At 43.7% G+C, this 22432-nt stretch carries 18 protein-coding genes; 8 read left to right on the top strand and 10 right to left on the bottom strand.

Annotated elements, in window-relative coordinates:
- The first annotated feature begins 13 nt into the window (after positions 1-13).
- Positions 14-868: a helix-turn-helix transcriptional regulator gene (locus V7M78_RS16810; protein ID WP_333651522.1), complete on the top strand. Its 855-nt coding sequence runs from the start codon at positions 14-16 to the stop codon at positions 866-868.
- Positions 869-937: 69 nt separating this feature from the next.
- Here V7M78_RS16810 and citF read toward each other — a convergent pair whose 3' ends face one another.
- The 3 genes from citF to citD are packed head-to-tail and all read right to left on the bottom strand — an operon-like array spanning position 938 to position 3732.
- Entirely contained in the window at positions 938-2497 is a 1560-nt protein-coding gene (gene citF / locus V7M78_RS16805; protein WP_333651521.1) for a citrate lyase subunit alpha, read from the bottom strand.
- Between the two features lie 25 nt (positions 2498-2522).
- A complete protein-coding gene (locus tag V7M78_RS16800) occupies positions 2523-3434 on the bottom strand; it encodes an aldolase/citrate lyase family protein (protein ID WP_333651520.1) in 912 nt (303 codons plus the stop codon).
- A gap of 1 nt (position 3435) precedes the next feature.
- Complete coding sequence (gene citD, locus V7M78_RS16795) at positions 3436-3732, bottom strand: citrate lyase acyl carrier protein (protein ID WP_333651519.1); 297 nt, start codon at positions 3730-3732, stop codon at positions 3436-3438.
- A gap of 200 nt (positions 3733-3932) precedes the next feature.
- Between citD and V7M78_RS16790 the strand changes: the two genes are divergently transcribed.
- The 4 genes from V7M78_RS16790 (at position 3933) to V7M78_RS16775 (ending at position 6791) form a co-directional block, all read left to right on the top strand.
- Positions 3933-4799: a LysR family transcriptional regulator gene (locus V7M78_RS16790; protein WP_333651518.1), complete on the top strand. Its 867-nt coding sequence runs from the start codon at positions 3933-3935 to the stop codon at positions 4797-4799.
- Position 4800: 1 nt separating this feature from the next.
- A complete protein-coding gene (gene citC, locus V7M78_RS16785) occupies positions 4801-5859 on the top strand; it encodes a [citrate (pro-3S)-lyase] ligase (RefSeq protein WP_333651517.1) in 1059 nt (352 codons plus the stop codon).
- A gap of 128 nt (positions 5860-5987) precedes the next feature.
- Positions 5988-6203, top strand: a complete 216-nt coding sequence (locus V7M78_RS16780) for a hypothetical protein (RefSeq protein WP_333651516.1) — start codon at positions 5988-5990, stop codon at positions 6201-6203.
- A gap of 375 nt (positions 6204-6578) precedes the next feature.
- A complete protein-coding gene (locus V7M78_RS16775; RefSeq protein ID WP_333651515.1) occupies positions 6579-6791 on the top strand; it encodes a TOBE domain-containing protein in 213 nt (70 codons plus the stop codon).
- Positions 6792-6855: 64 nt separating this feature from the next.
- Here V7M78_RS16775 and V7M78_RS16770 read toward each other — a convergent pair whose 3' ends face one another.
- Together V7M78_RS16770 and V7M78_RS16765 are read right to left on the bottom strand one after the other, a co-directional pair.
- A complete protein-coding gene (locus V7M78_RS16770; RefSeq protein WP_333651514.1) occupies positions 6856-7707 on the bottom strand; it encodes a polysaccharide deacetylase family protein in 852 nt (283 codons plus the stop codon).
- Complete coding sequence (locus V7M78_RS16765; RefSeq protein ID WP_333651513.1) at positions 7701-8576, bottom strand: polysaccharide deacetylase family protein; 876 nt, start codon at positions 8574-8576, stop codon at positions 7701-7703. The genes V7M78_RS16770 and V7M78_RS16765 overlap by 7 nt, the downstream gene beginning before the upstream one ends.
- A gap of 194 nt (positions 8577-8770) precedes the next feature.
- Between V7M78_RS16765 and V7M78_RS16760 the strand changes: the two genes are divergently transcribed.
- The 3 genes from V7M78_RS16760 (at position 8771) to V7M78_RS16750 (ending at position 11084) form a co-directional block, all read left to right on the top strand.
- Positions 8771-9646 (top strand): ABC transporter substrate-binding protein, encoded by an 876-nt coding sequence (locus V7M78_RS16760; protein ID WP_333651512.1) that lies wholly within the window; start codon positions 8771-8773, stop codon positions 9644-9646.
- Positions 9647-9709: 63 nt separating this feature from the next.
- The gene (locus V7M78_RS16755) at positions 9710-10375 is read left to right on the top strand and encodes an amino acid ABC transporter permease (RefSeq protein ID WP_333651511.1); all 666 of its coding nucleotides are present in this window, start codon (positions 9710-9712) and stop codon (positions 10373-10375) included.
- A complete protein-coding gene (locus tag V7M78_RS16750; protein WP_333651510.1) occupies positions 10362-11084 on the top strand; it encodes an amino acid ABC transporter ATP-binding protein in 723 nt (240 codons plus the stop codon). Before V7M78_RS16755 ends, V7M78_RS16750 begins: the two co-directional genes overlap by 14 nt.
- Positions 11085-11365: 281 nt before the next feature.
- Here the strand turns inward: V7M78_RS16750 and V7M78_RS16745 are convergent, their stop codons facing one another.
- The 5 genes from V7M78_RS16745 to V7M78_RS16725 form a co-directional block, all read right to left on the bottom strand.
- Positions 11366-12949 (bottom strand): hypothetical protein, encoded by a 1584-nt coding sequence (locus tag V7M78_RS16745; protein ID WP_333651509.1) that lies wholly within the window; start codon positions 12947-12949, stop codon positions 11366-11368.
- A gap of 14 nt (positions 12950-12963) precedes the next feature.
- Positions 12964-13158: a hypothetical protein gene (locus tag V7M78_RS16740; RefSeq protein ID WP_333651508.1), complete on the bottom strand. Its 195-nt coding sequence runs from the start codon at positions 13156-13158 to the stop codon at positions 12964-12966.
- 163 nt (positions 13159-13321) lie between these two features.
- A complete protein-coding gene (locus V7M78_RS16735; protein ID WP_333651507.1) occupies positions 13322-13501 on the bottom strand; it encodes a hypothetical protein in 180 nt (59 codons plus the stop codon).
- Positions 13502-14749: 1248 nt separating this feature from the next.
- A complete protein-coding gene (locus V7M78_RS16730) occupies positions 14750-15247 on the bottom strand; it encodes an SMI1/KNR4 family protein (protein WP_333651506.1) in 498 nt (165 codons plus the stop codon).
- An 18-nt stretch (positions 15248-15265) separates the two neighbouring features.
- Positions 15266-22414 (bottom strand): RHS repeat-associated core domain-containing protein, encoded by a 7149-nt coding sequence (locus V7M78_RS16725; protein ID WP_333651505.1) that lies wholly within the window; start codon positions 22412-22414, stop codon positions 15266-15268.
- Positions 22415-22432 lie beyond the last annotated feature (18 nt).

Raw genomic sequence — 22432 nt, 5'->3', positions numbered from 1 at the left:
AAAAGAGGACTTTATGGACACAATCAACCATTACGACCAGATTAATTTTCCGGAAATGATACGAAGCCATCACATGATGTCTTCCAGACAAGTCACCGATATTTACCACATGCATGATTCCTATGAAATGCTTTTGTTTTTAGGCGGAAATACGGATTATTATATTGAACATCACTGTTATCATTTAAACAGAGGTGATTTGCTGGTCATTAATAACAGGGAAATTCACAGAGTGGTGTCCAGGGACAACAAGCCCTATGAGCGGATTGCCACCCACTTTTACCCGGACCTGGTCCGTGGGTTCTGTACGGAAGACGCAAATTTACTGGCCTGTTTTGAGGAGAGGGGGCATGCGGATAAACATGTAATTTCCTTAAATCCTCCTGCTTTAGAACGTTACCTTGCCTTGGCTGATCAGATGCATACGGCCCTCACTTCAGACACCTTCGGCCATGATATTATGGCTTCCACCTACTTGCTGCAGATGCTGGTGCTGGTCAATACCTGCTTTCACGATTCCACCATCATTCCGGAAAACATTATGCCCCAGCTTTCCTCTCAGATCATGGGATACATCAACAGCCATTTGACCGAGGATATAACGGTTCAGGCCCTGGCCGGACATTTTTATATGAACCGGTCCTATATGAGCCGGAAGTTCCGGGAACAGGCGGGATGTTCCATTCAGGAATACATTATCCTGAAACGGATTTCTTTGGCAAAGACTCTGCTCAGTGAGGGGAAAAGTGTTTCCGAAGCCTGCGAACTGTCGGGATTTCACGATTATTCTAATTTTATCCGCACCTTTAAAAAGTATGCGGGAACAACTCCAGGGCATTATGGGCAGAATATCATAGATACGCCTTGAATCCGCAAAAGCAGTCAGATACAAATATACCTCCAGACTGAGCTTGTCAGTCTGAAGGTATATCATGTTTTAATCCATCTGAAATGTCTTTATTTTTCTCACTACATCAAGGATGGTTCCATCCCTTGCCTCTACTATGGCAACAACCTCATCCTCCCATTCCAGTTTATCAGGAGTCCCTACCAAACTGTAGGCCTTGTCTCTCAGGCTCTCTATGGTTCGGTGGGGAATCTTTGCATCATCCAGGCATTTGATCAGATCCTGGCGCAGAGGGTTGACTGCAATGCCGTAATCAGTTACCACCACATCTACACACTCTCCCGGTGTTGTAACAGTTACCACCTCGTCGCAGACCGTCGCCATTCTTCCCCTTGTAAGAGGCGTTACAATAATACAGCATTTACTTCCTGCCGCAGTATCCGGATGCCCGCCCGGTGCTCCCCTCAAAATCCCGTCAGAACCGGTGATAACATTCACATTGAAATCAAGATCAACCTCCAGAGCCGATAAAACCACGTAATCCAGCTTATTGACATAAGCTCCCTTGTTTGCCGCATTGGCATACTCGCTTAAGCTGATTTCATGATGCTTTGGATTACTGAAAATATGTCCAATGGCCCCTTCATCAAAGTCCTGGGTGTCCAATATATGCTCTACCAAACCCTTGTCCTGCAATTTACAGATAGCGGTACTGGTACCTCCAAGAGTAAAGCCTATTTTGATGGATTTTTCAACCATATGGGTTTCCAGAAAGCGGGTAGCTGCCAGAGACGGGCCTCCAACGCCTGTCTGAAAGGAAAATCCGTCTTTAAAATAAGGAGTTGCAGCAATCACATCTGCCACTTGCTCCGCCATCATAAGCTCTCTGGGATTGTCCGTCATTCTGGCTTCTTTGGTGGCAATTTTTTTCGGATCTCCGATATCCTCCACCACACAGACGCAGTCAACATCAATGGTGGACACGGAAGAAGGCAGATTGGGAAAATCCACCAGGGTGTCTGTAATAATGACGGTGTGGTCTGCATAATGAGACTCATGTGTTCCAAATCCCATGGAACCAAAATTGTTTTTGCCGCCTACTCCCTTTGCATTCCCGCAGCAGTCAGAGGAGGCTGCCGCCAAAAATGCGATATCAATATGCACTTCCCCTGCCTCTACAGCTCTTGGTCTTCCTCCGTGGCTTCGGATAATCGCCGGGGTTTTCAGCTTTCCTGCTGAAATCACTTCGCCGATTCTTCCTCTCACACCGGAAGTCTGAACCCCGATGACCTTTCCCTGTTCAATGTAGTCCGCAATAATATCCTGTGCGCTTCCAAGGGAAGTAGCGGCAACTGTAATATCCTTTAAGCCCATTTCTTCCACAAGAACCCTTGCAACCATGGCAGCCACATAGTCACCATTCCGGAGTTCTGTGTGAAATGAAAATGTCATTCCATCGTGAGCACCGCATTGTTCACAGGCTTCCCGGATGCTGGCGCAGATTTTGCTTTCCAGGGGCTTTACACCCCGCCGGGTTCTTGGAGAATCTTTTTTTATGTATTTTCCATCCATATAGTTCTTTCCCTGGTAAACTTCTTTTCCATTTATAAGAAATTCCTCAGGAATATCTCTTTTTACTGCATTGATCATGTTTCTCTTCCCTCCTACGCTGATTTTACAAATCTCCCTCATATACGCCGCAGGCTTTTGCCAGGGCAATGACCCTTCTGGCATCCTCGAAAAACGGAATGTCCACCATCTTTCCGTCTACCGTATAAACACCCACGCCGGAATCAGCCTGCTCGTCAAAAGACCGGACCAGTTTTTCCGCATATGCAATCTCTTTTTTTGTGGGAGCAAAGGTTTCATGGACGAAACGGATCTGCTTGGGGCTGACAATACTCTTTCCGTCAAATCCCATTTTCCGGTTCTGGATTACTTCTTCCTGAAATCCTTCCATATCATCTATATTGGGATACATGGTATCAAAACACTGGACACCGGCAGCCCGTGCAGCCAGCAGCATCTGCCCCCTTGCAGCCAGCATTTCAATTCCGCCCTTTTCAATCTGTACATGCATGCTTTTCCTGAAATCACCACCTGAAATTGCACATCCGAACATTCTTTCCGATGCCGTTACAATTTCATAAGCATTCATGATTCCCCTGGGGCTCTCCAAAGCTGCCATCAAAAGAGTTCTTCCCACTTCCACACCGAACTCTTTTTCTGCGGCCAAAACATGGGCTTCTATCTGCCTTACATCATCCGCACTTTCACATTTGGCAATCCGTATGCCGTCTGCACCTCCTGCGACTACGCAGCGGATGTCCTCCTGCCAATGGGGCGTATCGAGACCATTGATCCGGACAATGACTTCCGTATCTCCGTAATCAATATTTTTTAAAGCATGGTATAAAGAAAAACGGGCTGCATCCTTTTGATTTTCAGCTACCGCATCTTCCAGATCCAGGATAATGCTGTCTGCTCCGTAGATATAGGCATCTTTCATTAAGCCCGGCTTTTGCGCATTCATAAACATCATGGTCCGGCGCAAGCGGTTTTTTTGAGGAATTGGACGTGAAATCATATTACATCACCTCCCAGGAAACATCTTTTTCAGACTTGCCGCAGCTTCTGTAAACGGCACATTCCACACGGGCAGTTAAGGTGCATTCCAGTGCCCCCTTATCAACCACCGTTATTTTGCAGCTTTCCACATGGAGCTGCTTTAAGGTATTAAGAACTGCTTCCTTAATCTGGCGGCCATATTGATTCATGACCACACTGTCAACAGATAAATCGATTCCATGCTCCAGGGGTTCTACCGTTACCTGTGCATCGCTGGATTCCAAAGTACCGGCCATGGCAGTTTTTAAAATTTTCATACAACGTTCTCCTTCCGACCTAGTGATTTTTGTTTTATATCACTATTTTTAACATAACAGAGGATCAATTGTAAAAGTCCCATTTTTCTTCCTCAACCATTCCAAACAGGAATTTAAAAATCTATTTACAAAAAAGTCAATCGAGTATAATATTGATATATACTTGATAATCAGCCATGTTTTATGAAAGGAAGGGGAACGTGGACGAAAGGGATTTTGAGCTTTTATTAATATTAAAGGAAACGAAAAATATAACCAAAGCTGCAGACCTTCTTTATGTCACCCAATCCTCTCTTTCAAAACGGATTTCAGCTCTGGAAGAAGAGCTGGATACCACCCTGATCCTGCGTTCAAGAAGCGGAATTGTATTCACCCCGGAAGGTGAAATTGTGCTGGAACATACGGCAAGAGCTGCGGAAGAATTAAAAATAATGAGGGAATCTGTCAATGCAAGAAAGGGTTACGTCTGCGGTACCTTAAACGCCGGAATCTCCGTAAATTATGCCCTGTACCGGTTTCCTGATATTTTGACAACCTACCGGAAACAATACCCACATGTAACCACCCACATTACCACCGAACACAGCAGGAAGCTGTATGCACAAATGCTGGATGATGTCATTGATATAGCCATATTGCGGGGAGAATATCCCTGGAAAGGAAACAGGCTTCTGCTGGAGCGGGAAAAAGTCTGTGCTATTTTCCATGAAGAATACAAAGAGAAGTCTTTGGCAGAAATTCCCTATATGGGAAGAAAAACAGATGCCGCATTTGAACGGGAAATCCTTCAATGGCTTCGGGAAAATGACTTGAATCCAGAGCTCCGAGGCATCTATGTGGACAGCATTACCACCTGTGTGGAAATGGTAAACCGGGGCATTGGCTGGGCAATCGTTCCTGAAATATGTCTCCATGATTTTAAAGGAATCATAAAACCATTGGTATTTAAAAATGGAGAGCCTTTTGTACGTTCCACTTATTTGATGTATACAGACAGGGCTGCGCTGCTGCCTCAAGTAAAGGCGTTTATTGATATTGTAAAAGAATATAATAGCAAAGGAGTATGATATGGCAGAATACATTGTATCAAAAGTTTATCCCAGTGATAAAAAGGGCCACCAGCAGATTGATGAACTGCTGCACGCAGAAGGAATCCGGCGGGATGGAAACCTGGACTACACCTGTGCCGTTTACGATGAGGATTTTAATGTCATTGCCACGGGAAGCTGCTATGCAAACACCCTTCGCTGTCTGGCTGTCAGCAGCTCCCATCAGGGAGAAGGGCTGATGAATACCATTGTGTCACATCTGATGGAAATTCAGTGCGACAGGGGAAATACCCATGTATTTTTATATACCAAGTGCGACTCTGCAAAATTTTTTGGAGATTTAGGTTTTTATGAGATCGTGCGGATTGAAGACAGACTTGTATTTATGGAAAACCGCAAAACAGGCTTTTCCCAGTATTTAGATCAGTTAAAAGTTGATACAGGTAAACTTTCTGCTCAGGAAGGTGTTGTATCCGGCCTTGTTATGAATGCAAACCCCTTCACTCTGGGGCACTTATATCTGCTGGAAAAGGCTGCGGCTGAAAGTGATGTGTTACATTTATTTATCGTCAGCGAGGATGCCAGCCTTATCCCGTTTTCTGTGAGAAAGAAACTGATTATCGAGGGAACAAAACATTTAAACAACATTTGTTACCATGACACCGGCCCTTATATTGTCAGCAATTCCACATTTCCCAGCTATTTCCAAAAGGATGGGACCGATATTATTACAGGACATGCCATGCTGGATTTGACCATCTTTTTAAAGATCGCCAAAGCCCTGGGAATCAACAGACGGTATGTGGGTGAAGAACCTAACAGCCAGGTGACGGGAATTTATAATGATATTATGCAGCAGGAGCTTCCAAAGGCCGGAGTGCAGTGCATCGTGATTCCGCGAAAAGAATCCGGCGGCGCACCCATCAGCGCTTCCACAGTCCGCAAGGCAATCAAGGACAATCACATGGAGCTTCTTAAAACCTTAGTTCCTCAAACCACATTGGATTATTTTTTAAGCAGCGAAGCGGAAGAAGTCATAGAAAATATACGTGCAGCTGAAAATGTCATTCACTATTAAACAGGCAAAAGCCGCCAAAAAGAGTTCATTTCCTTTTGGCGGCTTATGTTTCAATAAAAAAATCCTCCCTGCACCCGTATAGTTTCCATGGAAATACAAAAACTACGGGTATACAAGGAGGTGTTATTATGGCAAAAGCAGGCATGAGACGTCCAAGTCCCTACGATCCTGATAATCACGGAACAGAAAACCGTGAAAAAATGAATCGTCCCAAAAATGAGCAGGCACAAGTACCGGAAATACAGGGCGCTGCAAAAAATGGAAATGAAAAAGCCGGCCCAATTAATGCTCCAAACTGGGCCAGAGATGATTATAAAACTGGTAATAAGTACGATGGTGAATAAAACTTAATGCTTCATTTGGGCCCAAATGAAATATATTCAAACTCCTTCTACGAAGCCCCCCCTATTGGCTTTGTAAAATGTACAGGACCTTTGGAACTTCCCTCCTAAGGGCCTGGCAGCCTCCGCTGCATTTTATCAGAAAAACTTTTTGTTTACCGGTAATTCCAATATATACCTAATTCAAACAGATTTCAACCCAAGTGCCAAAATTGTACACTCTAAGCGCCAAAATTTGCACGCCCTTTTTTCTTTTCGGGATTTTCAGGAAGATCAGGGGGATCAAAAGGAATTATAGCCTTTATGGAAATTGAAATATGTGGTATATTTATGTCATAACATCTAACGTGAATTCCATTTACAAAGGAGGACCTTTTTATGAAAATCAGCGCAAGAAACCAGTTAAAGGGAACCATCGTCAGCATCCAGGAAGGTGCTGTAAACGGAATCGTACAAATTGACATCGGCGGAGGAAACATAATCTCTTCCACCATTTCCATGGGCTCCATCAGAGAATTGGGATTGGAAAAAGGAAAAGAAGCCTATGCCATTATCAAAGCCACTTCCGTAATCGTCGGAATTGATGAGTAAACGAATCCCGGAGAGATTAAGATTTCATATCTCTCCGGGATTTTTTCATGCTTTTTGATTCCGGCTACCGCCTCTGCATATTCTTTTCTTCACCCACATCAAAACCCCGGCTGCGCAGCACGTGTTCCGCCACCGCCTTATTGGTATCAATCCACGCTCCGTTGGCAATCATGTAGCCGATCAGATTACTGAGCATATCCACCCGGCTGACCCGGCCCATAAACTGAGGATGCAGCACAAAATTGATCATCCTGCCCTCCTTAGCCAGAGAGTCGAATTCATCCTTCCAGATCTCATACATTTCGCCAGGGGATTTTAATTCATACCGTTCCGGCGGGCTGTCTGTGTAAAAGTCATAGGCAGTATCATCAAAAATGGAATCCTTAGGGAGCTCCACCAGTGGAACCTCTTTCCCGTCAATAGAATGGAGAAATGGCCCGTCCTGGTTTCGCCAGTTGGAGCTGTAAATATATCCATGCTCCAAAAACAGCCGTAAGCTGTAATCGTGAATCACTCCCCCGGGAGCCCGGTGTCCTGCCAGCTTCTGTCCTGTCATATCCAAAAACAGCTTTTCACACCGCTCCATAGTGGCGTGTTCCTGCTCATAGGTGGTTTCCGTGGATTCCTCATGAAAGTATCCATGAAAGCCGATTTCATGTCCTCTGCGGGCGATTTCCTTTACTACCTGAGGATAATCGTCAGCTACAACGCCGGGAATGAAAAAGGTAGCCTTTACCCTGTGAACATCCAGCATATTTAAAATCCGGGGAACCCCCTGCTTAGGGCCGTAAGCCCCTCGTGAAAGATTGGTGATGTGGTCGGCATTGCCGTCGCCTCTGGTGGTCCACATGGTTTCTGCATCCAGATCAAAGGCGAGCATAACTGCAATCCGTTTTCCATCCGGCCATTTTACCATGACTGCACCTCCTTATTCTGTTCCAGCACATAGCGGGCTGCCTGCTCACAGGTGACAATCCATGCCCCCCGCTGCTGCATATAGGCCACCAGCCTGCCGACCATATCGATGCGGCTGGCCCGCCCGATCATCTGAGGGTGGAGCTTAAACACCAGTATCTTATCTCCCTCACGTGCCAGGCCGTCAAATTCCGCCTTCCAGTTGCCGAGAACCTCCCGGTTGGTATACATGGCTCTTACAGCGGGATCAGAAAAAGTGAAGTAATAATAAGTAAAGTCATCCATCATCACATCACCCGGCAGCTCCACCAAAGGAATTTCTTTTCCGGATACCTGATGAAGATATGCCCAGTCACAGTCCTTCATGGAAGAACTGTATAAATATCCTCTCTCATGAAGCAGCTCCGGGGTAAAAGGATGGATGATGCTCTCCGGTCCCCGGTGTCCAACGGGACACTTTCCTGTGATGGCTTTTAAAGCTTCCTCACTCTTTTCTAATATTTCCTCTTCCTCTGCCCTGGAAATCCCCCACTGGGATTCATGCATATAGCCGTGGCAGGCCAGTTCGTGGCCGCGCAGATGTATTTCCTTAACCTGTTCCGGATAGGTTTCCGCCACTATGCCTGGCACGAAAAATGTGGCAGGCACACCGTAGGAATCCAGCATGTCCAGACAGCGGTAAATCCCTTCATGAGGGCCGTACTGCCCCCGGGAATAATCGCTGAATCCGATTTCTTTTCCCTTGCTCTTTGCACGGGAAATCCTTAAAAATTCAGCGTCAAAATCAAAGGTAAGCATGACGGCAATCCGCTTTCCATCCGGCCAGCGGATTCCCTCGCCATTTTGCTTTCCATCAAGCAGCCCGATCATATGCGTCTGCCTCCTCAATGTATAATTTTTTTATTTTCCAAGCCCTATCATTTTATCCGTTCTTTCTTCTCATGTCAACCGCTCCCACCTCTTTGGCGGAAATGACAATGATGAATAAATACTTGAACTGAGTGTATTTTTATGATATTATAATGTATCCCATACCACGTTCAATGAAAGGAAAAAGTATAATTATGAAATTATTTGCGAAAACATGCGCGGCTTTAATGACCTGCGCTGCCATTTTAGGCACCATAACAGGCTGCTCCTCAGGTTCCGGTTCTGCCGCTACCCAGGCACCTGCTACCTCAGCGGCTTCATCAGAAACTTCCAACCAGGCATCTGAATCATCTTCCACCGAAGCAGCAGCTTCCAACGCCTTAGAGGGTGTTACAGTCAAGGTTGGCTGCAGTGCCACCTTCGTTCCATTTGAATCCATTGAAATGGCATCAAATGGAGCCAAGACCAATGTGGGCATGAACGTGGATTTAATACGCGCAATCGTTGAGAAAAACGGAGGACAGGTAGAATTTGTGGACATGCCTTTTAAGAGCCTGATGGCTGGTATGCAGTCCAAGCAGATCGACTTCTCCATCGGCGGCATGGCTCCCACTGAGGAACGTAAGAAAAGCGCTGATTTCTCAGAGATTTACTTCTATCCAAGAAATGCCATTGTTTACCGTTCCCAGGACAATTATCCTGACCTGCCTTCTCTTGACGGAAAGACAGTTGCTTACGCTTTCGGAACCAATTATCAGCAGGTAGCTGAAACCATTCCCAACGTAAAGGGTGTTGGTATTCAGGGAAGCCCGGCTTGTATCGAAGAGGTAAAAAGCGGCAGAGCAGATGCATGCATCATTGACGGCGCAGGCGCTCTGGAATTCTTAAAAGCCAATGAAGGCCTTTCCATGAGCCTTCTGGATAAGACCGATGACTGCTTTGCCATCGCATTCCCCAAAGAGTCTCCATACTACGATACCGTTAACAACACCTTAAAGGAAATGATGGAAAACGGAGAACTGGACGAAATCATCAAGGCTCATTTAAGCGAGCAGTTCATTCTTGACTGATCCCTACTTCATCGGATGCAGGAATTTTATTAAGGGAGCACTACGAAAAAGGAGTTTTCGGCCATGAATTTGGATTTTAGCAACGTATGGCAGTACTGGCCCTTTCTGCTTCAGGGCTTGCTGCTTACATTAAGAATTACAGGCATCTGTGCAGTGGTCGGCCTTATTCTGGGCATCCTGCTGGCACTGATGAAGATCAGCGGATTAAAACCCCTGACTTTGTTCGGACGCTTTTATACCTCGATTTTCCGGGGCACACCCCTGATGGTACAGCTTTGTATTATACATTTTGGCCTGCCCCAGCTGACAGGCCTGCCCACCACTGCCGTGCAGTCGGGTATTCTGGCCTTCAGCTTAAACTCTGCCGCTTACATATCGGAAATCTTCCGCGGCGGCATTCAGGCAGTGGACAAGGGCCAGTATGAGGCAGCCATGTCCCTGGGCATCGGATACCGGGCAATGATGAAGGATATTATTATCCCTCAGGCAATCCGGCACATTCTGCCCAGTCTGGTCAACGAATCCATTGCCCTGCTCAAGGAGTCTTCTATCTTATCGTATATCGGAGCCGTGGAACTGATCCGTGCCGCCGACCAGATTACGGTAATGACCTTCCGGTTCTTTGAGCCTTATCTGGTCATTGCAGCAATTTACTATATTCTCGTTATGATTCTCTCCGGCATCGGAGGACAGGTAGAAAGGTGGGCAAACAAAAGTGATCAAGTTTAATGATGTCCACAAGAATTTCGGAGCGCTCCAGGTTTTAAAGGGCATTGACCTTTCCATTGAAAAAGGCCAGGTTGTCACCCTGATCGGTCCTTCCGGCTCAGGAAAATCCACCATACTGCGGTGTGTAAACTTACTGGAACGCCCTGACAGCGGACAGATTTTCATTCAGGGCAAGGAAATCACCGCTCCCAAAGCGGATATCCAGTCCATCCGCAGAAATATCGGCATGGTGTTCCAGCTCTTTAACCTTTTTCCTCACAAAACAGTGCTGGAAAATATGATTTATGCGCCTATTGCAGTAAACCGGGTTCCAAAGGAACAGGCTGTTGCAAAGGCCATGGAACTGCTGAACCGGGTGGGGCTTAAAGAGAAGGCTGATGTCTATCCAGGCAAGCTTTCAGGCGGTCAGAAGCAGAGGGTTGCCATTGCCAGGGCTCTGGCTATGGAACCGGAAATTATGCTGTTTGACGAACCTACTTCTGCCCTGGATCCGGAGATGGTTAAGGAAGTTTTAGAGGTAATCAAAAGTCTGGCCCACACCGGTATCACCATGATGCTGGTGACCCATGAAATGGGATTTGCCAGAGAAGTTTCCGACCGGATCTGCTTTCTGGACAACGGCGTGATTTTAGAAGATTCTGCTCCGGATGTTTTCTTTAAAAATCCGGCTACAGAACGGGCTAAATCATTTCTTGAAAAGGTTTTGTAATATTGAAAAAATACCGCTGTTCCGGTTAGATGCCGGACAGCGGTATTTTTATGAATTCTTTCCCATTCCGGGAATATTTCTTACGTCAATGTGAGTCAGCTCCAGGCTGTATGATACCTCATGGAGGTATCAATCTCTGATGTGGATATAGAAGACTTGTGACTTTTGAATAAGCAAGTGGACTCGATTTAAATTCAGAGTTGGCAGCAATAGGTATTTTAAGAGTACCACTAATGTGATGTATCATTGATATTTAATTTAAATTACCTTTTTTCTTTCTATCACGCGATAGGGACAATTAATTTCTCAACCTCAGATTTTTCCAATGCATCAATCGGCATGATTCCTACGAGATCGTTGGGTATACCCAACAATGTGGAAATATCACCGCCAAGCCACCTGATATACCACTTATTCTCATATTGTACTGCATCAAAACAGAAACAATACTTATTTCCATTAAATTCAAAGATGACAACGCTGCTTTCTACTTCGTCTGCACCGCAAACTTTTGTCTGCTGTGCTTTGGTATTCAGGAGGCTATCGGCATCATATTCCTCTAAAAGTTCTTCTGGAGGAATATAACCCAGGATTTTCATGGAACTTAAATCTATTTGTTCTGAAGAAATACTTTCATCAGAAGTATCTCCGTCTTTCAAAAAATCAGAATTTCCGAAGTATCCTTCATTTACAATATGAAGAGCAGCATATTGTCCTGCTATATCCCTGGTAATTTGCTCTTTTCTACTTTGGATATTAAAGCTTCTTGAAAAATCATTTACAGCAGGCAGATTGAATTCCTGGTGCATAAATACATAAGCTTGAACATGTTCTAAACTTTCCTGTAAATCATAGTGATCTACATAGCTTTCTATAGAAAATGTACTTATCATCTGATCTGGTTTATACGCTTTAAAGCCATCCAGATAGGCTTTTGCAGCCAATTGGGGGGAATCAAATCCTTCCATTTCAAAAATGACTTCTGTCGGTTTCCCTACATCGGATGCTTCTATTCCGGGCTCAAATAGGTCTTTTGAGGAATCGCTTATAAAATTCTTAAGCATCCGTTCATCTTCTGTATCCAATAACGCAGCTCCGGCCGCACTACTGTCCAAACCTGACATATGAGCAAAAATCCCGCCTAATTGCAGATTAACCCATCGGCTGTCGAATTCTATCACATCAAATGAAAGAATATATTTATTTTCTTCCAGTTCAATGACAGCCACACAACTTTCTATATTGTCACCACCATACTTTTCTGCCTGTTTGATCATATTTTTTTGATGCGTCTCCGTACCATATATATCTAAGAGTGATTCGGGAGGTATAAATCCCAACAATTTCATGCTTCCTAAATCTACTGCCTCCAGCTGAACCTCCAGCTTCTCCAGAAATTGTTTTACCTCATCAGCATCATTCAACTGTATGTAGCTATCAGTGGGTAAATCCAACTGGCTGAGAATTAAGTATTGACGCAAAACATCGTCCAAATAGTTTTCTTCTGCAAAGGAGTCTGATATAAGTTTAAAATTACTGGTCTTAAGCCCCTCCAGATAAGCCTTAACAGCCTGCTCTGGTGAATCGAACCCGGCCGCTCCCGCTGCCTGGACTGTCGATGCATCAGCTAATTTTGACTGCGTTTCAGATATTTCCTGCATTTCTGCCTGAGGGGCAGAAGCGTTTGAGAAGGAGCAGGCGGAAGTATATGCTGAAATTAAAAGAACTACTACCATTACTAAAATATGTTTACATTCTTGTATCTTTTTCATTTTCCCCTCGACATTTCCTGAGTATTTTATATTCATATTTATCAGAAACGGAGATGGCGCTTGAGCTATCTCCGTTTTGGTTCTGATAATCATATGTATTGTTTCTCTTATATTTTCCCTAGCCATGAAAGAATCTGGACTACTAAAATACCTATGCCAACTACTAAAATAATTCCCCCAACAATCTTTGCTGCAGTTGTCGATGGCATTTGGGGAAACTTCTGTGCCAATCGATCCGCTGGCGTTATCAGCAACGTTGCCCCTATCACAATCATTACAATCCATATAATAAAATCAAACATTTCTTTTCCTCTCTTTCTTGTTAAACAACAGGATACATGCTGTAAATAACATTCCTAATTCTAAAATTTTAATGTAATATGTAAAGCTTTTTAATTGGATATAGTTCAATATATTTACTTCTGCTGCAATTTCATCTTCATTTATAGTCTACATCTTTCCCAGCTACATAAAAATCTGAATCGCTAAAATACAAATTCCAACAACGAATATAATTCCACCTATAATTTTTGCTGCTTTTGTGGACGGCATTTTGGGATATTGCTGTTTTAGCTTCTCGGCTGGTGTAATAAGTAACAGGAAACCTACCCCAATCATAATAATCCATAAAATAAAATCAAACATTTCTTTTCCTCTTTTCTGTGATGTATTTAGGTTATTAAATGAGTAAACCTATAAACTGCTTATTAATGGTATCAAGATGATCGGTAATAAGCAATATAAGTCTATAATCATCTTTACTATCTATGGCAATCCGATCTATCTTATCTCTCATCAATTGTACCACCACGTGGCATGTCCCAAACTTCACCCGAACCCTCATTTGATTCATTAACCTCCTTAACCATCTTATCCTGGTCATCACAAACTCCATTATTTCCACTGAGATCGTAATAAACCACCGGATTATGTTGCTGACCTGTATAAAAAATGCGGTTACAGATATCTTCCGTCTTATTGCGGGTAACTCCAAAGGCATTTTATTCATAACTGTTTTCTATCTTCTGGGCCGAACCAGTAATAAAAGCCATACTGTTTTTTTCATCCAGATGTTAGGCATGGTAACCCGAGGAATTTCCCAACTCGCATGCTGCGAAACTATATCCTAGATGGTATAACGGGTAGACAAATTACTGAATTCATTTTAAGGCTACAATTTTAAAGAAATTACAAAAGAACGTTCTTATATGAGGTAATCAGAATATGATAAAATTGGCCAGATGTGCCTTGAATCTCCACCTATCATGACTATTGTTCATTTCTGCTGTTTTTGGGGCTTATTGTTGGTAGATACTGGTATAGACTCTTGATGGATATTCCAGTAATGTACGTTGGTAAGGAGGTGAATCTCATGAATGAGCAGGAATTACTGAATATGGTTGTTTTTGAGCACATTTCTGCTTACTGGTAACACTGTAAAAATCAGAAGGAGAAAAGCAAGGGGAAATGAAGCTGATTTCCCAAACCGAAACTCTCATACAAAAGCCGCCAAAAACAGACAGCCCGATATTATCTCAATACATTAATCTTATAACTGCACAGTTAGCTTTTGAAGAAGCGTTTTTCTACTGAAGCGGCTTTACTGGCAGTATACGGGTAGGTAAATTACTAAATTCTCTCTAGAACTGTGATTTTAATGGAGTGACTTTTCACCAGGGAATTCTATCCATTAAATATTTCATGCAAGCCTCTATATCTACACTGCGTTCCGATATTATACATTCGCAGGAATCATAATTGCGGAATATCTGAAAACCTTCAGGATTGACAATCTTTAGCCTATTTCCACTTTTATCATATATCTCCAAACCGAATAATTTAATATCAGTTTGGAGATATTTTCCTTAATTCTGCCTAAATATTACATTTCCTTTACAATAATTCTATTGTACCAGTAATAATTAATTCAAAAAAGTCTTCAATATTATTAGCTATTTTTTCAACTTCTTCGAATTCAGGCTCAAATCCTTGTACAATAGAGCCTATATTATCGTTTAAATCAATTGCATAGAAAGAATATCCTTCATCGACTGACATAACTATGGGCAAATGTTTATCCCACCAGGAAACTATTTCTGTCTTCCATTCTTTATCATTTTCTGCGGCCTCCAGACTTAATAATTCAAATTCATTCCATTTAAATGCAATATTTGAGTTATTATTATACTCATCCTCGCATATAAACCAAGTTTTCTCACTAGGTGCTATACATTGCTTAATTCCTTTTAAAAATTCTACATAACTTTGGGGAATTTCTTTATACCTTGATATTATATTATCAGCCAATTCTAATCCCGATTCAGATTTGAAAGTTATATCCCAACCATTATCTTTGGCCCAACTAATAAATTCACTATATTTTTTATTCATAATACCTCCTTGCATTCGTTAATTCTTTATTCGATTTATAACACGTCTTTGTAATCCGGTTACTTGGCTATGTATTGGATTTTTAACCTTTACTGATTCACCTGTTGGTGTGAGTTTTTGTCCTTCTGGCCCTCCTAATGCTAATCCGTGTGGATGATGTCCCCCGCTTTCTCCTGCCTTTTTCCTTATTTCCTTCACTTCTTGTGGTGTTCTATAATATACATCTGTATTTTCTGGATCAATTCCCCACCACTCTGGTTTTTCATTATACCATTCTGTAACTTCATCTAGTAATTCTTTATCATCAGCTAGCCATTCATTTAACTTTTTGGTTTTTTTGTCTCCCCCCAAATCCTCATTTGATTCATTAACATCCTTAACCGTCTTATCCTGGTCATCGCAAACCCCATTATACCCACTAGGATCATAATAAACCACTGGATTATTATCACAATAAGCATACAGATTCAATCCATCTCCACGATACTCATCTTCCTGAAGGAATCGGCCTACCACTGGATTATAAAATCTCGATCTCAGATAATATTGGCTCGTCACCTGATCATACTGCTGGCCTGTATAAAAAATGCGGTTATAAATATCTTCCGTCTTATTACGGATAACTCCAAAGGCATCATAATCATAACGGTTTTCTATCTTCTGGGCCGAATCAGTAATAAAAGCCGTACTGTTCTTTTCATCTAGATGGTATGCATGGTAGCCTGATGAATGTCCCAGTTCGCTTACTGCAACACCGTATCCTAAAACCAGACGGTCAGTCTCATCGCCCCGTTCTTCCGCTAGAAGTTCCCCATTATAATACAGAAACGTGGATTTCTTTCCATTCTGGATGGTTCCGGCCCGTAATCCCTCCCCATCATACAGGCTTTCCAGTGTCTGGCCATCCGCTGTCTTTACATATGACTGGTGGTTAAACAGACTGTAGCCATAGCTGATAGTTCCCTCCTCTCCTCTTTCCTCCACTACATTACTCTGGAGATTATAGGTATAGGAAACAGACCCCTCTGCTGTACTCCGGCTGATTAACTGGTTTCTATTATTATAACGGTAGCTTTCCTCATAGTCAAACGTCTGATATGATAATCGGTTTCCACTTTGATCATACTGGTAATGTTCCGCTTTTCCGTCGTATTCCTCCTCCAGAAGCCGGTCCATACTGTCATAACGGTAACGGACCACCACATCCCGAAGACTTCCCTCTCCCTGCATCAGCTGACTTCCTGCTTTGGATATCCGGTTCCCATTTAAGTCGTATTCATACTGTAGATCACAAAGAATCGATCCATTTTCTGCAAGTGTGGCAAGCCGAGTGATATTCCCGTCCGTATCATACTCATAAGAGGTCTTTATCCCATTGAAATGCCTGATTTCCCTCAGCCTTCCATCAGCACTATGGCTATACCGGACAATATTCACTCCTACCTCATCTGTAATGCTCTGAAGTTTCCCCCTCCAGTCATAACTATAGAACACCGTCTTTCCTGTCACATCCGTCAGGCTCTTTAAACTCCCATCTGCATGATAGGTACAGGAGATCAGCCTCCTTCCAGACGAAGTCTTCTCCAGAAGTTTCCCATCTGCTCGATACCGGTACTGATAAACAAACCCTCCAGCGATGGACCTTCTCAGATTTCCAATACTGTCATATTCATAGCTCCGGGTCTCCCTTCTTTCCCCGCTGCTATCAACAGCCACCTCCATAACCAAATTTCCATCGATATCATAAGTACTCTTCCGCCTGGTTCCCATACGGTCAATATACAGAGATAAACGCCCCTCACGGTCATAATAAAACTTATCAGCATTCCCATTCTGATCTACAATTTCACATACTTTCCCCTGACTGTTATACCGATAGCGGATGGTATTCCCATTGGCATCCACCGTACTGGTAATATTCCCTGCGTAATCATAAGTATAACCTTCTTTTCCTCCATCCGGGTTTTTCGTCCTGGTGACACGCCCCCAACTGTCTGTATCATACCCTACATACTGCTGGTTTCCATTGATCACACCAGTAATCCTTCCCCTGGAATCATAAACAAACGTCTGGGCTGCCACTCCAGCCTTTCTACTCCGGCTGCTGGCAATCTCCTTTTCTTTCCCTAAATCATCATAGGTAAAGGATAACACATTCCCATCTGCCAGCGTCTTCGTCTCGACCCGTCCATCAGAATAAAAAGTATTCCTCTCCTGTTCTGTGGCAGACCCATCCCTGCGGCTTAAAACATCTCCCCGGTAATTATAGGCATACTGATACGCATGCTCCATATCCTGCTGCTCATTCTCCGCCTGAGGAAGTACCTCTTTCACCACCCGGTCATTCTTATCATACTCATACTGAAATACCGGTCCAAGGCAGTCTCCAACATGAATAATCCGATCCTTCAAGTCATAATCATACTGAATCTCCCAAGGCTCCCCATCTTTTCCCTGTCTCACCGCCTTTGTTATATTTCCAGCAACATCATAGGAAATGGAAACTGTCCGATCTATGCCGTTTTCCCTATCCACACTTCGTTCCGATATCAAACGGTTACAAGAATCATACTCACGGAATATCTCATATCCTTCAGGAGTGACAATCTTTGTCCTGTTTCCATTTTCATCATATTCAAATCTGGTTACAGCGAATTTTGATTCACCCGGAACCGGCTCAAGGCCACTGTTTAGCTCTTCCTTCCGCTCTTTTAAATATCCGTTCGGGAAATAGGAACAGCGGATGACCTGCTTCACCTCATCACTGATCTTCCTCTCTTCATAAATCCTGTTTCCCCGTCCATCATAACGGTAGCATACCACGGCTCCCAGCCCATCTTCCACACGGATCAGGCGATTTCTTTCATCGTAGGAGAAACTTAATGTAAGACTACTGCCGCCCTCTCGAATCAGTTCTCCGTTTAAGTTCCAGCATCCTCCGAAACGCTGCTCCCTGATCTTATTCTGATTGGCATCATAAGCAAAGGAAGTCCTCTGGTAGAATACCTTTCCCTGTTCTTCCCTGGCAGGCCTTAAAATCTCCGTCACATCTCCACGAAGATCATAACGGTAATAAGTAGTACGCCACAGCGCATCAGTCTCTGTCAGCACATTACCACTCAAACTATAGGTATAAGCCGCTTCTACATATCCTTCCGGATTCTGCACTTGCAGCAAACGGCCTGTCGGGTCATATTCGTACCGATAGCCCTCCCCATCGTCCAGTTCACTCTGATAATATTCCGGCAGAACATGCTTAATCCTGTTTCCTTCTGCATCATAAAAGAATCGCTCACAGCCTCCATCCGGATAGTGAATCCTGATCTGATTTCCGTCTGCATCGTAATCGTAGGAAATTCCAATTCCGTCATCCGTTTCCTGCTGATAGGCATTTGGATGCACTTTCTTAAGGATGTTTCCTTCCCCATCCCTGTATTGCCGTTCATGACTTCCATCAGGCCGTACCGTATCGATCAGACGATTCAAGAAATCATATCTGTAACTGTATTCTCCCTTTTTCTCCCTCCAGGCCTTTGGAAAATACATAGCCTGCATACGTCCGGCTCCATCATACATCCAGTGGGTTTCATGTCCCAGGGGATTGCGAACCATCGTTCGGTAATTGCCTGGATTGTAGCCAAACTCGGTACGCCCATAGCTGTCTTCTTCCGCCATCTTGCGGCCTATGGAGTCATATTCACGGGAAATTTCTTCCCCATCTGCCTGACGGATCAGGTATGGACTTCCCTGTCCATCCTTGTAACTGTACAGCTTTTCGTTTCCAAGAGCATCCACTTCTGAAATCAAACGGCCCTTCCGGTCATAACAGAAGCTTTTCTTTGCCCAGCCATTTCCGTCTCCGGTCTTTTCACGTTCCTCTGTCCGGTTATGATTGCCATCATATTCATAACGCCATTCACGGCCTGAATTATCATAGACAGCAATTAAGTTATTTTCCCCATCATAAGAATAGCTGGTCTTTAAACCACCCGTCTTATGCTCTTCAATCTTCCGTCCTGCTTCGTCATAAATCCAGCGTGTTTCATGTCCCAGCCGGCTGATTTTCCCGGTGCGGTATCCTCCATCCTCACTGTACTCATAAGTGGTTGCTGTCCCATCAGCATAAGACATTTGGGTGATCTGTCCCTTTTTTCCGTAAGTATAAACCACAGTTTTGTCACCAACACTGGTATAAACCTTATTTTTCCTCTCATCTTCCAGATACTCTGCCCTGTATATATCACCGTTGGCAAGAGTCTGCAAGATAACCCGTCCTTTGTAATCATACTGGTTCTCCAAATAAGTAATACCCGACTGATCTGTGGCTTTTATCAGATAACCATTCCCGTCATAATCATAGTGGGTGACTCCCTGAGACGTATGAACAACATCAGCCAGAAGTCCATCTTTATAACGGTACTGTATGGTTCTCCCAATATTATCCATAATCTGAATCAGGCGACCTTCCCGGTAAGAAAGATTTAAGTGATATCCAAGAGCTGTGGTGATTCCTTCCAGGTTCTCATTGCAGTAATCAAACGTAATGGCCTGTCCATTCCGATCCTTAATGAATAACAAGTAACCCCTTTTATCATAATGATACTCTTTGTGGTTCTTTCGGTCATATAGATGAAGTTCTTCCTCCTCTGACCGTAGCACAAACCAACCACATCCCGCTGTAACATTCTGATAGGTTTCTCCATTCCACTCAAAAATCAGGCTATGACCTGTTTCCAATGTCACATGGACGCAGTTTCCATCTTTGCAGAATCTTCCTTCATAAGGAAATACCCAGCCTTTTCCCAGTATTCCTTCCGTCTGATTGCTGGAATTGTATTTTCTGGCAATTCGTATAGACTCCCGATAATTACTGATAATGAAATCTGTAGCTGCAATCAGAAAACCACCAGTCACAGCATCAATGGGTTCACCAAAATATTCCGCCAATCCATTTGCCACAAGATTTTGAGAAAATGACTGCATCAGGTTTGTTTCTCTTCCCATAAAGCTGTCAACGCTGATATCAAGTCCTGTATCAATTCCGGCACCTATAAAGGTTCCTGCAATCTTTTGAGCCACTCTGGAATTAAGGCCCAGATTGCTGACAACATTTCCTTTCAGCCATGAACCAAGGGTTCCTTTTGTCATACCTATGGCCATATTCGTCAATGTGTTTACAGGATTGATCTTCCCCGTTACCATGTAGTCTTCAATCATTCCACTTACAACCTGGACACCTGTTTTGGCGACCATATTGGCGACCTTTCCTGATTTGCAGAAAAGATCCTCCATCTTCTTTAATGCACCGGCTCCTTTTAATGCTTTTCCGGAAACCACATCAAAGATAATATCCGTACCCATAGAAGCCAGATCATAAAGGGCCTGATTCCCCCCGAACACGCTGTCCCGCAAAAAGTTCGCAGGCTGGGACGTATCCAGGGCATTTACTTGGCTGTGTCCGCTTACTCCCTCTGCCATATCTGCCACTGCAAACACTGTTTTTGCTCCTGCTGCCAGAACAAATGGTAGAGTAACGGCCGCTGCTCCTCCGGTACACACCACTAATGCAGTAACCGCCACTACAGTCACAATACTCTTTAAACCCTTTATAAATTTCTGCTTGCTGGATTGCTTTTTTGCAACCAAATCATTTTTAACCGCATCATTCATGGCATTGCGGTTATTTTCATCATCAGCAGTGATTTCTGCCTCTATAGACTCTGCCGATGGCTGAGGCGCCGGTTTTAAATCTGCGGACTGTTTGATAAAAGCGGATACAATATTGGCTTCTGTATTCAAGGTTATCATGTCAGCTCCGCCGTCACCAATACTTAACGTAACCTTATTTCCGCCGCAAATCATCAGATTTTCAGTTGGACTCTCACCACCCTCTCCTGCCATCATTCCTTTCTGGGTGGTTATATTAATATCCTTACCGTTCATGGTCACAGAACCGCTGCCGCTGATAAACAGAACAGAAGAACCTCCTGAGTCAGAAGTAAAGCTAAAATCCTGAGGAGTCATGTCCATAGCGCTGCCGCTTGGGTCGGAAAACCTCTTATTATCAGGTTTTTTCCCGCCTCCGCCACCTCCTCCGCCGCTGCCAATGGCATGAACCGCAATGGCACTCTGTTCGTCATGATCCGGAAAATATATATGTACTCTGCTGTTTTCCTCTGGCATACAGTAAAAACTGCTGCTCTCTATGGCGTATGTGAAGTATTTTTCCTTTGCTCCTCCTTCATACACCGGATCAATATCAAAATGAACCCGAATGCGGTTCCCGCTGCGCTCCTTAACAGTAGCCGGAATGCTCATTCCATAAATCCTGGGATTCTTTTCTTTATCCCGTTTCATTCCGTCCCTTCTTGAAAGCTTATACCGGTAAATCAGTTCCCCATATTCCGTTGCAATGTCTACATCTGTTACCACTACAGGAATCTGGTTAAACAGAACCTCTTCTCCCATCCACAAAAACTCACGGCCGCGAATCTCCCACTGAGCCGCTTCCTGCGGGAGAATTTCCTTTGGACGCAATACTTTGGCATAATGAGCCATGTCCTTCAAAATCACATAATCTTCACTGTTCAGAGTCTTTCCATAATTAATTTGTGGTACGCCAAAGTAGACCTTTCCGCAGTCAGCAGAAACATCCGGAATGAGATATGTACCAAAATGACTGGCTAAACGCCGCAGAAATACCCAGTCGCTTTCTTCATACTGCAAAAGCATCTCAGGAATGACCGCTCCACTGGTCACTTCATCTTTGATATCAGTATTGCCATAATCCAAAAGGACCTTTTTGGCCACTTCTATGTAGGTTTTGGAGCCATCTAAAAAGCTTCGGCTTTTCTCCACCCGCTCCCAGTCCTTTGTAAAGGAATACGCTTCCAGGTATAAATAAGGCAGACCATGTTCCACCTCCAGCCGGACGGTCTCTATCTTTCCCTGGAAGATAATCCTCCCGCCTGTTCGCTCTGTTTCAGTAATGACAATAGGCTCTGCAGAAGCCATCGCAACAATCTGTTCCGTATCCTCTTCAACAGCCAGGAGCTTCATGGAAAGAAATGCATGACGGTTTAAGCCTTCCTTCAGATGAAAGGACTCAACCCCAATGATACCTTCCAATGCCAGCTCTATTTTCAGCTCTTTATATCTTAGGTTCATGGCTACCCCCTTTTCCTT

The organism is Lacrimispora sp., from assembly GCF_036758025.1.
In the GTDB taxonomy this organism is placed as follows: domain Bacteria; phylum Bacillota; class Clostridia; order Lachnospirales; family Lachnospiraceae; genus Lacrimispora.
This window is presented reverse-complemented; position numbering and strand designations above follow the sequence as displayed.